The organism is Pseudorhodoferax soli (genome assembly GCF_003337555.1).
GTDB lineage: Bacteria > Pseudomonadota > Gammaproteobacteria > Burkholderiales > Burkholderiaceae_C > Pseudorhodoferax > Pseudorhodoferax soli.
Genome location: NZ_QPJK01000022.1, coordinates 1 through 12,250, shown reverse-complemented (window position 1 = coordinate 12,250; position 12,250 = coordinate 1). Strand labels below are relative to the sequence as shown.

Genomic DNA, 12,250 nt, shown 5'->3' with positions numbered 1-12,250 from the left:
CAAGAAAAGTAAGCAAAAGAAGGCGACCCCGGTGCCCCTGTCCCTGCGCTGGCGCTCCGGGCAACCTGCGGTGCTCGCGCCATGGGCTGCATTGCACAACTCGCACCGTTCACTGCGTTCACTACGCTCGGACAAGTGCAATGAGTCAGTTCACGAAGCGCGAGGTTCCCCGCGCAGCCCATGGCACTGCGCTCCTCGGCAGGGGCACAGGGGGCAGTCCCACACGGGCCATCGCTGCGCTCGGCTCTGCGCTCGGCTCTGCGCTCGGCTCTGCGCTCGGGCCATCGCTTCGCTCGGCCTTGGGGCGCGGTTGATCGTTCCATGTCAGCGGAACAAGGTGCGCCGCGCTGCCGTGGCCGCCAGGCTCACGGTGGTGGCCGTGTCGAAGTGCACGCGCACGTCGTCGCCCAGGTCCACGCGCGTCTGCGCCGTGTGCACCACGCGTGCCATCACCTCGCCCTGGCCCAGGTCCTCCACCGTGGCACGCGCCACCAGCTGGTCGGCCCGGTACAGCAGCGCGGCCATGCCCACGCGCAGCGGCGCGGCGTCCAGCACCGTGAGAGGGATGCGCACCCCCGGGCCCACGCCAGGGGTCGGCCGCGCCATGCGGCCCTGCACGATGCGGTCCACCGGCGCGTGGCTGGCCAGCAGCAGGCACATGCGCACCACGTCGTTGACCAGGGCCACGGCCTGCGGCTGGCCGGGCTCGATCTGGCCGAACAGCCAGTCGGCGTACGACTGCATCTGGCGCCGGTCCAGGTAGGGGATCTCGGCCCAGCGCGGCAGGTTGGCCAGGTTGCGCAGGTTGGGTGCGGCGTCGAACTCGGACAGCAGCTCGGCCCACTGCAGGCGGATCGCGGGCAGCACGCCGCTGAACTCGGCATGCAGGCAGGCCGCCACGCCGCGGATGCGGTCCAGCTCCTCGGCCGCCGCGCGCGCCACGTCGGCGCGGCCATGGCCGCCCTCGGCCAGGTCGCCGAAGCTCACCACCTGCGCGGCCTGGTCGCGCACGCCCTGCCAGCTGAGGCTCGTCAGCAGGTTCAGGTTCATGGTCTGCAGCGTGGCCACGCGCGGCATCAGCGCTTCGGTCTGGCGCGTGGCCAGCTGGGCGATGCCGGTGGCCAGCCGGCTGGTGCCGGCCACCACCTGGGCCGACAGCCGGGGCTGGGCCAGGCCGGCCAGCGCGCGCACCTGGGCGCCGTCGAGCAGGCGCATCAGGTGGTCGACCTTGTCCAGGCGCTGCAGCAGCGGCGGCACCTGCACGAACCAGGGCGCGGGCGCCTCCCGCACCACGCGCAGCATGTCCAGCAGTTCCTCGGGCGGCTCCGGGTGGGCGCGCAGGCAGGCCGGCACGGGCGCCTCCACCAGGCCGGGGTCGACCGCGTGGGTGGGCGTGGCCAGCAGGTTGTCGGTTTCGCGCGGGCGCACGTAGGCGATGAACTTCACCTCTTCGGCCAGCACCTTGGCGCGGCGCGCGTTGATGGCGGCGATGCGCTCGGTCTCCTCGGCCAGCAGCGCACGCGTGACGCTCACATCGTGGCGCGCCTCGGCCAGCTGGCTGGCCACCTCGGCCTGGCGCGCGGCCAGCGCGCCGATCTGGCCGCGCAGCGTGGCCAGCGCGGTCTCGCACAGGCTCAGCGCGTCGCGGTAGACGGTGAGGCGCGCCTCCAGCCGGCGCAGCATGGCGATGGTGGTGTCCGACAGGCTCACCGCCTGCGTGAACAGTGTGGCCTCGTCGAGCGCGTTGTCGCTGCCGGCGGGCGGCCGGGCCAATGCCTCCTGCAGCGCGGTGTCGCCGCGGAAATCGGCCAGCGGGCGCTGCAGCGTGCCGGCGGGCAGGCCGGCCAGGAAGGGATCACCCGCCAGGCCGGGGATCTGGAAGTCCTGCAGCAGCGCGGGCACCTCGCCGCTGTCTTCCGCGGCGAAGGTCTCCTGCAGGTTCAGCAGCGCGGTGACGGTGCGCGCCCGGTTGGACAGCGCGTAGTTGCGCGCCTCGGGCGATGGCGGGTTGCGCAACCGCTCGGCCAGCGCCGTGGTGCGGATCTCGGCCAGCCCCACGATGGGGTTGGCGTAGACGATGTTGGGCGGCGCAGTGGGGCGCTGGACCAGCACGCCTTCGGCGAGGCGGCTGCTGGTTGCGCTCGCCAGCTTGGCGCCCACGTTGAGGTTGAGGTTGGCGGAGGCGCCCGCGGCCAGTGCAGCGCCGCTGCCCAGGTTGGCCTGCAGCGCCGCCGTGCCGACGCGGGTGCCCAGCGCGCTGCCGGCCAGGATGCTGCCGCTGCTCGCGCCCGTGACGGTGCCGATGCGCACGGCCGAGATGCTGCCGATGTCGGCCGCCAGCCTGGAGACGCCCGGCCGGAACGGCGAGGGGCTGGGCGCGGGGGCCGGCGGGGGCGGTGGCGGTGGCGGCGGCGGTGCGGCAGCGGCCGCGGCGGTCTGGCGCACGCGGTCGATGTAGGCGCCGATCTCCTTTTGCACCACCAGTGCGCTGTCTGACTTGGCCAGCGCCGCCAGCGTGGGCGAGATCGCCAGCCGGCCGGCGTCGGTCGCGCTCATGGTCAGCTGGCGGATGCGGTGCATGTCCACCTGCATGTGGGCGAAGCCGAAGTCGGTGATGTCGTCGGCCCGGTCGATGCGTTGGCGCAGGTAGTCGGCAAAGCCCTGCAGGCCGCGCAGCAGCAGTTGCGATTGCTCGTGGCCGGACAGGCGCAGCAGCAGCGGGTCGCCGACGAGTTCGGTGTACAGGCTCACGGTGCCGATGCGCGAGGACGGCGTGGGCGTCAGCACGCCCAGGTTGTGCTGCGGGATCGGCGCCGGTGTCAGGAACGGCGCGTACGGCGGCACCGTGGTCGGCCGCGGGTCGGCACTGATGGCGGTGGGCCACAGCAGCGCCGGGGCCGGCGTGGGCTGCGTGGCGCTGGGCGGCGGCCGGTGCAGCAGGTCGCTGACGGCGAACTGGCCCTGGTAGCCCGTCAGCACCATGCCGAGCACGGCATAGCGCGATGCGCCGGTCGGAACGTCCGCGGCAGTGGGCAGGCGCAGCGGCAGCTCGACCCAGCCGCCCGAGCGCGGCAATGCACCCGCACGCTTGGTGCGCGCATTCAGCGTCTCCAGGCCGGGCACGGTGCGCACCAGTTCGGCCTGGCGGTTCTCGCCCCAGTAGCCGAAGACGTACTGGATGCGCGCGGTGGCCGGCACGTCCGAGCGCAGGTCCAGCAGCATCAGGCCGGCCCATAGTGCCCTTGGCGGATTCAGCTCGTCCAGGTAGATCCAGCTGCTGAACTGGTCGCCCGCGCCGATGGTGATGCTGGCCAGGCCACCCTGGCCGTTGGTGACGGGCGCGTTGTTGACCACGCTGTGGCCGCGCCAGCCGGTGGCCGGCGGGTAGACCAGGCTGAAGCCGCTGGTGGGCACGGCCAGGCGCCGTGCGGCCGGCGTGTCGGTGCCCGGTTGGCCGAAGATGCCGCCGTCGCCGGCCTCGGCCTCCAGGTCGGGCAGGCTGGGCTCCACGCCGCGCTGCGGCTCGAACGGGATCCACAGGTCGTTGGCGCTGAGCAGGTCCCAGGGCTCGTCGCCCTGCACGCGCGCGCCGGTCGGCAGGAAGTTGCAGAACCACTTGCGCCAGACCTCGGCCGTGCGCGCGCCCGTCAGGCCGAACGCGGCGCGGCCGTCGTAGAGCGCAAAGCCCATGCCGTCCACGTTCTGCCCGGCCAGGCCCAACGCGCTGGCCGCCACCGTCAGCATGGCCCACTGGCCCGGCGTGGGCAGGTCGCCCACGCGCAGCCGCGCGGCGGTGCCGTCGGCGCCGCCCGCGATCAGGTTCTCGCCCCAATAGGCGCGGTGCTCCCAGCCGTTCGGGCCATGCCAGCGCAGCATCAGCGTGCGCGGCGGGTTGTCCGGGTCCAGGCAGACCCAGCAGAACAGCGACTCGGTGGCCTGCACCGCGAACGGCGGCGCTGCGCCGTCGAAGAAGTGCTGGTGCAGCCCGGCGCGCAGCGTGCTGCGGTGGCCGCCGCCGGGCGGCGGTTCGCCCCAGGGCGCGAGCGATTCGGTCTCGACCGCCAGCGGGTCGTCCTTGAACGCGGGCACCGCCTGCACCTTGCCGGACAGCGCGTGGTCCAGCATGGCGGCCTGCTGGCGCAGGCCCTGGCGCAAGCCCAGCGTGCGCGCGCGGCGCAGCAGGTGTTCGTCCAGCGTCTGCTGGAACAGCGGGTCGATCCGCGCGCGCTGCAGCAGCCCCGGCTCCCAGGACGACAGCGGCACGGGCACCAGCAGCCGCACGCTTTCGGGCGCGCCGACGGCCAAGGGCGCCAGCGCCGCGCTGGCGCGCACCGCCAGGTCGAGCTGTTCGACCGGGATGGGCGCCGCGTCGATGTCGAAGCCGACCGGAAAGAACGCGCTGCGCGGCCCGGCCGCGTCGAATGCGTTGCGCGGCAGCAGGCCCACGGGCGGCAGGAAGCGGCCGAACGCGTCGTTCAGCGTGCCGGGCGCGGGTGCCGGTTCGCCGCTGGACGCCACCTGCTCGGCCAGCTGCTCGATGCGGGCCTGCCACAGCGCGGGCCGGCGGCTGTCGGCCTGCATGCGGCCGGCCAGGGCCACCAGCCGCGCGTCGCGCGCCTGGCCGCCGCGGCGCACCACGCTGGCGCGGTCCAGCCACAGCGGCGCGCGCGTGGCCGGGTCCAGCGCCACCAGCGCCAGCGGCTGGCCCCAGGCTTCCCAGGGCAGCACCTGCCCCACCGGCAGCGCTTCCTCGGCCTGGAACACGGTCCAGGCCAGCGCGTTGCGCAGCTGCACGTCGGCCACGGCCGGCACGCCGCGCCATTCGCCGGGCCACACGTACCAGAGGAGGCGCGCGCCGTCGCCCATGCGCCAGTCCTCGAAGGCGGCGGCGTCGCCGTAGGTGCCCTCGTCGCAGGCGCTGCGCTCGCAGGGGTCCATGGGGTCCAGGCTCGCCCGGTCGGCCATGACGGGCTGCAGCACCAGCACGCCGATGGGCGGCAGCGCGGCCGGCACGGCGGGCCGGGTCGGCACGCCGTCCTCGCCGGGCTCGCCGAGTGCGCCCAGCGCGGCGCCGATGGCGCGCGTGCGCAGCGTCGGCGGCTCGCCCTCGGTGCCGGGGCCGACGCCGCTGCCGTCCTCGAAGAAGCCGGCCGGCGCCACCACGGGCACATCGGCCAGCCGGCAGCGCAGCGGCTGCTGCAGCACCAGGTCTTCGCCGCTGGCGGCCAGGGCCAGGCCGCGGCCGATCTCCAGTTCGACCGCGGCGAAGCCGGTGGCGCCCGGCAGCAGCCGCACCGACAGCTCCAGGCCGTCGACCACGCCGGCCGTCCAGTCCTGCCCGCGCAGCGCGAGGTGGCCGGCCTGCCAGGCCTGCCACTGCGTGAGCGCGCCGGCCGTCAGCGCGCGGCCGGGGAAGACGTTGGGCCGCCGGCGCCAGTCGGTGGCGGCTTCGGTGGCGTTGGCCGGCGACAGGCCGATGACGCGCTCGCCGGCGAGCGCGCCGTCGATGCGCGTGGTGCTCACGGTGCTTCTCCTGGCTTGGTGGCCTTCTTCTTGGCCACCGCCTTCTTCACGGGTGCCTTGGTGGCCGGCGCCTTCTTGACCGCGGTCTTGCGCGGCGCAGGCGTGGGCGTGGGCGTAGGCGCGGCCGCAGGCTCCGCCACGGGCGGTTCCGCCGGCGCAGCGCTGGGCCCGCCCGGCGTGCGCGTGAGCCGCTGGCCGAGTTGCGCCAGCCGCGTGCTGTCCGCGCTCTGCGCGGCGGTGTCGAGCTTGCGCCATTGGTCGTTGCTGGCCAGGCTGGTGAGGGCGGTGCGCGTGACCGCCTCGCTGCCGGTGGCGCGTTCGAGCTTCTCCAGGCCGGCGCCAGCGCCGCCCGCCAGTTCGGCGCCCACCCGCAGCACGCGGGCGTGGTCGATCTGCGGCGCGCCCTCGACCTTGGCGTTCAGCGCACCCAGCGCAGCGGCGGTCAGCGTGGGCGAGGCGGCCACGCGCGGCGTGGCCAGCAGCGAGACCACGTTGGCGGCCGCCCGTGTGCTGGAGGCGGCCAGCACGCGGTCCAGGGCCGGGCGCAGGCCCAGCGCGTCCACGCGCGCCATCACGCCGCGCTCCACCGGCACGTCGTCGCCGCCAGCCACGGCCACCGGCCGGCCGACCAGGTCGTCGCGGTAGGCCAGGTTGCGCCGGCGCAAATACCACAGGCCCGGCAGCTGGGCCAGGCGTGTCCATTCGGCGTCCGAGGGGTTGGCCACGTCCACCGGCACCAGCAGCTGCGGAATGCGCAGCCGGGTCAGGATCTCCAGCGGCTTGCGCTGCGCGATCAGGTTGGGCGCGGCCGAGCGCAGCGGGCGCGCCACGGCGGTGAGCCGCGCGCGCACGGCGCGGAACTCGGCCCGCGGCACCGGCGCCAGGATCAGCACGGCGGTCAGGTCGAGCGCGGCCTCGCTGGCCAGCAGGTCGATCGGCGGAAGGGCCAGCGCCTCCTCGACCAGCGCCGGCAGTTCGTCGTCGGGCACGATGGAGAAGTCCACGTCCACCTCTGACGGGAAGTAGCGCTGCGTGAAGTCGCGCGTGTCGATCACGCCGGGCGGCAGCGGCCCGGCCGGCGGCAGCGCGGGGAACTGCGTGGCGGCCGGGAAGCTGCGGCTGCCCAGCTGTTCCACCACCTCGGCCAGGTGCGTCTGGTACTGCAGCAGGTGCGCCAGCCGCAGGCCGCGCGGCACCAGGCCCAGGCCGGGCAGGTCGCCGCGGTCGGCGCCGAGGTCGCGCCGCACCAGCGCCTCGTCGATCCAGACCACGCTGTTGGACTGCAGCGCCAGCATGGCCACGGGCAGCACGTTGGCCGACCAGCCAGGCGCGGTCGGCTGCGTGAAGATGCGGCGCGCGGCCGCGCCGCGGCGTGCGTCCAGCGCATCGGCGGCGCCGTCGTCCTGCCAGGGGATGAGCACCACGGCGGTGGCCTCGATGACGTCGCCATCTTCCACGGTGCGTGCGCCGGTCAGCGTGGTCGGGTAGGCGCCGATGGGGTTGGCCGTGAACTCCACCGGCCGCAGGCCCAGCACGAACAGGCCGGTGCGGCTGCGCAGCGGCGCGGCCGGCTGGCGCGACAGGCCGAAGCGCGCCGACAGCTGCTCGGCGAGCGGGATGTCGGCCAGGTTCAGGTCCAGCCGGCGCGGCAACAGCACCAGCTCGCCGGCGCCGGTGATGCCGTCGCCCGCGGCGATGGTGAGGCTCTGCGGCGTGGGGCCCCGGGCCACGTCCAGGCCGTGCGCCACGCCGCTGCCGGCCGCGCGGCCCAGATCGGCTTCGCGCGTGAGGAAGTATTGCTGGTCGCGCACCAGGTCGCGCGCTGCCAGGAAGCGGCCGTCGAAGTAGCGCGGGCGTTCGCGCCGCGCGTCTTCCACCAGCACGCCGCGCTGGCGCAGCGTGGGTGCCTCGGCCGGGTCGATGCGCTCGCGGGCGGCGCCCTGGGTCAGGTTGATGGCCATGGCAGGCTCCTTGGATTACGAACCCGCCCACTGCGCGAAGAGCGCGGCGGGTGGCAGGAAACGGCGGCCCCAGTTGTCGACGAGGGGTGTATCGGCGGTGCGGGCCGGCGGTGTGGCGCCGTCCACCGGCAGCAGCACGCGGGCCAGGAACACGGCGCTGCGGTCGACCAGCTCGGCGGGGTGTTCGGGAGCCGGTTCCAGCCCGCCGTCGCCACCGGCATGGCCGCTGGCGGACCAGCCCAGCAGCACGGCGTCCTGCAGCGCATCGCGGCGCGCCTCGCGCGTGGCGGTGGCGTCGCCCAGTGGCGCGGTGCCGGGCGGCAGCGGCAGGCCGTCGTAGCCGGTGTCCAGGCCGGGGCGGGCGATCAGCTGCAGTTCGTAGGCGTCGCGCAGCCGCGCGATGGACACCGCGTTGAGCGCGTCGAACGGCCCCTGCGCGAAGCTCGGCGTGAGCCCGCGCGGGCAGGCCACGAAGCGCAGGAACACATCGGCCACCAGCGCCCGCGCCGGCAGCGCGGTGCCGCTGTCGGCGAAGCGCTGCGAGACGAAGCCGCCCAGGTCGTCGTAGCTGGCCTGGGCCAGCGCGCTGGCGCCGCTGCCCGCCACACCGGCCAGCGCCTCGAACCAGCGTGGCAGCCGCAGGCAAGCCTCGCGCGGCAACTCGATCAGGCGGCCCAGGCGGTCCACCGCCAGGCCGGGCTGCACGCGGATCTCCTCCACCTGGTCGGCGCTGGCGGGCACGTGCTCCACGCGCAGCCCGGCCAGGGTGCCGGGGCCGGCCAGGAAGGCCAGCGCGCGGGCGAGGCGGCCGCGGTGGTAGGTCTGCTCGTCGCTGAAGTCCTGCGCGTCCAGCAGCATGCCGGTGGCATAGGCCAGCCGGTCGGCGTTGGGCCGGGCCAGCAGCGGGTCGGCATCCGGGGCCAGGGTGCTCATCGCGGTCTCCTCGGGTTGGGGGTCCGCACGGGACGCACGGGCGTGACGACCGGGCGCACCGGTGCCACGACGGGGGGATTGACGGGGTTGACCACCGGCGTCACGACGGGGGTGACGACCGGCGTGACCACGGGCCGGTCGGGGATCACCGGAGTGACCGGGGTGACCGGGGTCGGGATCGGCCGTTCCGGCACCACCAGCCGCTGGACCTGCACCACGAGTTCGTCCGCCACGCGGCTGGCGAGCCCGGTGCCGTCCATCACCGCCAGGCTGAAGCGGTGGCGGCCCACGGCCAGGCCGGCATCGACCGTGACGGCCGGTGTGTCCGTGGTGATGGGGCGGCCGACGCTGAACTGGGCCATGTTCGGTTCCTGCGGGTGGGGCGTGGGGGCCTGACCGCCTCAGGTGACCGGGCCCATGTAGGTCCAGACGTAGCGCACGATGCGGCCGCCGCCCGCGTCGAACGACGCCGAGCCGTCCAGCTCGAAGCTGCGGCCGAAGGGGGCGAGGCGCGGCCCCCGGATCACGGCCGTGGGCGCGTCCTGGTCGGCGATGATGATGACGACCTGGTCGGCCTGCGAGGCGTTGCCGGCATCGTCCACGACGACCAGCCGGAAGGTCTGGCGCCCGATCGGCATCGGGTTGTTCGGGCCGACGGTGACCTCGATGGTCGGCGTTTCGGTGGCGATTTCGACGCCGGGGGTGAATTCAGCCATGGTGAGCTCCTTCGGGTTGGGGGTTCAGGAATCGGTGGGTGGCAGCCAGCGCCAGCGGTACGCGGCCAGCGTGCGGCCCGGCGCGGCGCGCGAGCCGCTGCCGTCCAGCACGAAGCTGGCACCGGGCTGCGCGCGCTGGTCGGGCCCGGCGTCCGCCTCGGGCGGGAATTCGGCGGTGGCGGTGGTGGGCGCGCCGGCCAGGCGTGGGTCCAGCACGGCCGCGCTGACGAGGTAATCGCCCAGGCCCAGGCCGCTGCGCTCCACCTGCACCGCGCGCGGCAGCCGCGGCGGTCCGAGGTAGGTGTCCACGCCGACCAGGCTGGCGATGCCGACCAGCAGCGGCCAGCTGGCCTGGGCCACGCGCAACTCCACATGGGCCGGCGCCTCCAGTTGCGCGATGCGGCGGATGAGGCCCAGGTCCTGCGGCTGCACGGCCTGATGCACGAGCACGGTGGCGCGGTGCGCCAGTTCGGCGTCGAAGGCCAGCGCGGCCTGTTCGCCGGCCGCGCCGCGCTGGCCCGCATTGAACAGCGCAGCCAGTTCGGCCTGCGCCTGCTCGCCGACGAACAGCGTGTCGCCCACCACCGAGTTGCCGCTGACCTGCAGGCCGGGCAGCAGCGGGTCGTGTTCGTCGGCCAGGTCCACGCCCAGCAGCGTGGCCAGGATGCGGCGCAGGCGAAAGTCTTCCACCACCAGCACCTCGCCGCCGCGCACGGCCCCGCCGGTGGCGATGTCCAGCGCCAGCTGCAGGCCGCGCCGCGTGCCGTGCCAGCGCGCGAGGTCGGGCGCACCGCGCAGCCAGTCGCGCCGGCGTGCGGCTGGCAGCGCGGGGTCGAAGGCCACGCCGATCCAGCCGGCCAGCCAGTCCAGCCGGCTGTCGTCGGCCAGCGCCGGATCGCTCAGCAGGTGGGCGTGGGCCACGCGGTCTTCCAGCCGCGTCAGCACGCCTTCGAAGTTGGCGAGCAGGCGCGCGTTGAAATCGGCCGGCGTGGCGCGCGGACGGTAGATGGCGATGCCGTCGCCTTCGCGGCGCAGCCGCCAGGCGCTGGCGCCGTCCTGCAGCAGCCAGGCCTGGCCGCTGCGCTCGACCGCGATGTGGGCGGCGGTGCCCAGCGTCACCTGCTCCAGCAGCAGGCGCGCGCGCAGCGTGGCGTCGCTCGCGTCGGCGGCGTCCAGCGCGTCGCTGAACGCAGTGTCGATGGCCGCGATCCGCTCGCCGGGCTGCGTGGCGGCGCTGCCGAACTGGGATTCGCGGTACAGGCGCGGCAGGTATTGGTCGACGTACGAGAAGCGGCTGCCCCACACGCGCAGCGCGGCGATCTCGGGCGTGGCGTGGCCGTCGCCCTGCAGCGCCAGGCGCAGCCACAAGTAGCGCCCGGCCAGGCTGCGCACGCGCTGGCGGCTGTTCTGCACCAGCACCGAGAACAGGCCGGCGCGGCCGGGCTCCCTGGCGCCGCCCAGCAGGCCGGGGTGGTGCGGCAGTTCGCTGGGCACGGGCTCCCACACGGCCTGCGGCAGCTGCGGCGCGTCGAGCAGGGTGCTGCCGAAGCCGTGGGCGTGCCAGGCCAGGGTGTCGTCGTCGGCCGGCGGCGCGGCCTCGTTGGTGGCGGCCAGCCAGGCGACGAAGCCGGTGTGCGGCGGCAGCACGGCCTCGGCGAACAGGCGGTGCCAGACGGTGGTGGTGTCGCCGCTGTCGATCAGCCGGGCGACCAGGCCGCTCGCGCTGTCGGCGTAGTGGCGCGTCTCGCCCTGGGCGGCGAAGCGGTGCAGCGAGAGCGCGTGCAGCGGTTCGGCGCCGGCGCCGCCCACCGGGTAGGAGGGGGGCTGGACGGGGCCATTGCAGAAGGGGGCTTCGACGGCCTCGGGCGCGAGCGGGTAGACATCGCCGAGCGGATCGAGCGGGCCGGGCGTGGCGCCGAGCTGCCAGGCCGGTGCGTCGCGCCGGCCCGGCACACGCAGCGCCACGCGGTCGGGCGCGAGCCAGGCGAGCGCGTAGGCGTAGGCCGCGCCCTGCGGTGCAGCGGGTGCGTCCCAGCGCTGCGCATCGGCGCGCCAGCGGCGCAGGCGTGGCGCGCCGTCGGTGGCCCAGCTCAGCAGCGCGAGCGCGCCGTCGGGGCCGCTGGCCAGCGCGACGGCGTTCTCGCTGCCATCGCCGGGCGCGCCGGCCAGCAGGCGGATCAGCGGCGCGCAGGCGTTCTCGGGGTGGGGGCGGAAGACGCGCGGGTCGTAGTCGTCGGGCTGCGGGGTTTCGGTGCGGCGCGGCCGGCCGGTCAGGCGTGCGAGGCGGCCCGTGCCGCGTTCCATGAGCCACACGCCGCCGTCGGCCGCGGGGGCGGCGCGCCAGGGCGCGAAGCCGGCCAGAGTCACGCGCACATCGGCCCATCTGCCGCGCAGGTCGTGCAGCAGCACGGCGCCCGGCAGCACGGCGTACAGCACGCCGTCGGCACCGTTGCACAGGTCGCTCGGGGTGGCGTCCAGCGGCAGCAGCACGGCTTCGTCGGGCAGCACGCTGCGCACGCGGATGGTGGCGCTGTCGGCATCCCATCGGGCCACGCATTCGAGCACGTCGATGGCGGGCGGCACGCGTTCCAGCGCTTCCTGTGCGGCGGTGAAAGCGGCGGCGGGCGGCAGCGCCGGCGTGAGCGTGCGTTCGGAGGCCAAGCGCAGGCGGCGGCAGTCGGCGTCCCACGCGGTGTGGGCGTGCGACGGGAAGTGGGCAGACTCCCCAAGCAACCAGAAGCGTTGGCCGTTGGCGTCCATGTCAGTGCCTCAAGGCCAAACCCGTGGCCGAGCGAAGCGATGGCCTGAACCCGAGGCCGAGCGCAGCGATGGCCCGTGTGGGAGTTCCCCCTGTGCCCACGCCGAGGAGCACAGTGGACTGGGCGGCGCGGGGAACCTCGCGCTTCAATAACTGACTCATTGCACTTGTTCGAGCTGAGTGAACGCAGTGAACGGTGCGAGTTGTGCAATGCGCCCAGGCCGCGAGCACCGCAGGTTGCCCGGAGCGCCAGCGCAGGGACGGGGGCACCGGGGCCGCCTTCTCTTTGGTTACTTTCTCTTGGCGGAGCAAGAGAAAGTGACTGCACTGCCGGGGGCATATCCCGGTCCCTGGTGCTT

6 protein-coding genes are annotated in these 12,250 nt (G+C 74.9%); all 6 read right to left on the bottom strand.

Going from position 1 to position 12,250, the window contains the following annotated elements; genetic code table 11:
* Positions 1–324 precede the first annotated feature (324 nt).
* From DES41_RS38665 to DES41_RS37555, 6 genes are read right to left on the bottom strand one after another with little or no spacing between them, the layout of a single operon-like run.
* Positions 325–5,523 (bottom strand): hypothetical protein, encoded by a 5,199-nt coding sequence (locus DES41_RS38665; protein WP_170168422.1) that lies wholly within the window; start codon positions 5,521–5,523, stop codon positions 325–327.
* On the bottom strand, positions 5,520–7,484 hold the full coding sequence (locus DES41_RS37575) for a hypothetical protein (RefSeq protein ID WP_211333177.1): 1,965 nt from the start codon (positions 7,482–7,484) through the stop codon (positions 5,520–5,522). The genes DES41_RS38665 and DES41_RS37575 overlap by 4 nt, the downstream gene beginning before the upstream one ends.
* A 15-nt stretch (positions 7,485–7,499) precedes the next feature.
* Complete coding sequence (locus tag DES41_RS37570) at positions 7,500–8,417, bottom strand: hypothetical protein (protein ID WP_114472798.1); 918 nt, start codon at positions 8,415–8,417, stop codon at positions 7,500–7,502.
* A complete protein-coding gene (locus DES41_RS38660; protein WP_170168421.1) occupies positions 8,414–8,779 on the bottom strand; it encodes a hypothetical protein in 366 nt (121 codons plus the stop codon). The genes DES41_RS37570 and DES41_RS38660 overlap by 4 nt, the downstream gene beginning before the upstream one ends.
* 39 nt (positions 8,780–8,818) lie before the next feature.
* Positions 8,819–9,133: a hypothetical protein gene (locus tag DES41_RS37560; protein WP_114472797.1), complete on the bottom strand. Its 315-nt coding sequence runs from the start codon at positions 9,131–9,133 to the stop codon at positions 8,819–8,821.
* Between the two features lie 24 nt (positions 9,134–9,157).
* Positions 9,158–11,893, bottom strand: coding sequence for a phage tail protein (locus tag DES41_RS37555; protein WP_114472796.1), 2,736 nt, complete (start codon positions 11,891–11,893; stop codon positions 9,158–9,160).
* Positions 11,894–12,250 lie beyond the last annotated feature (357 nt).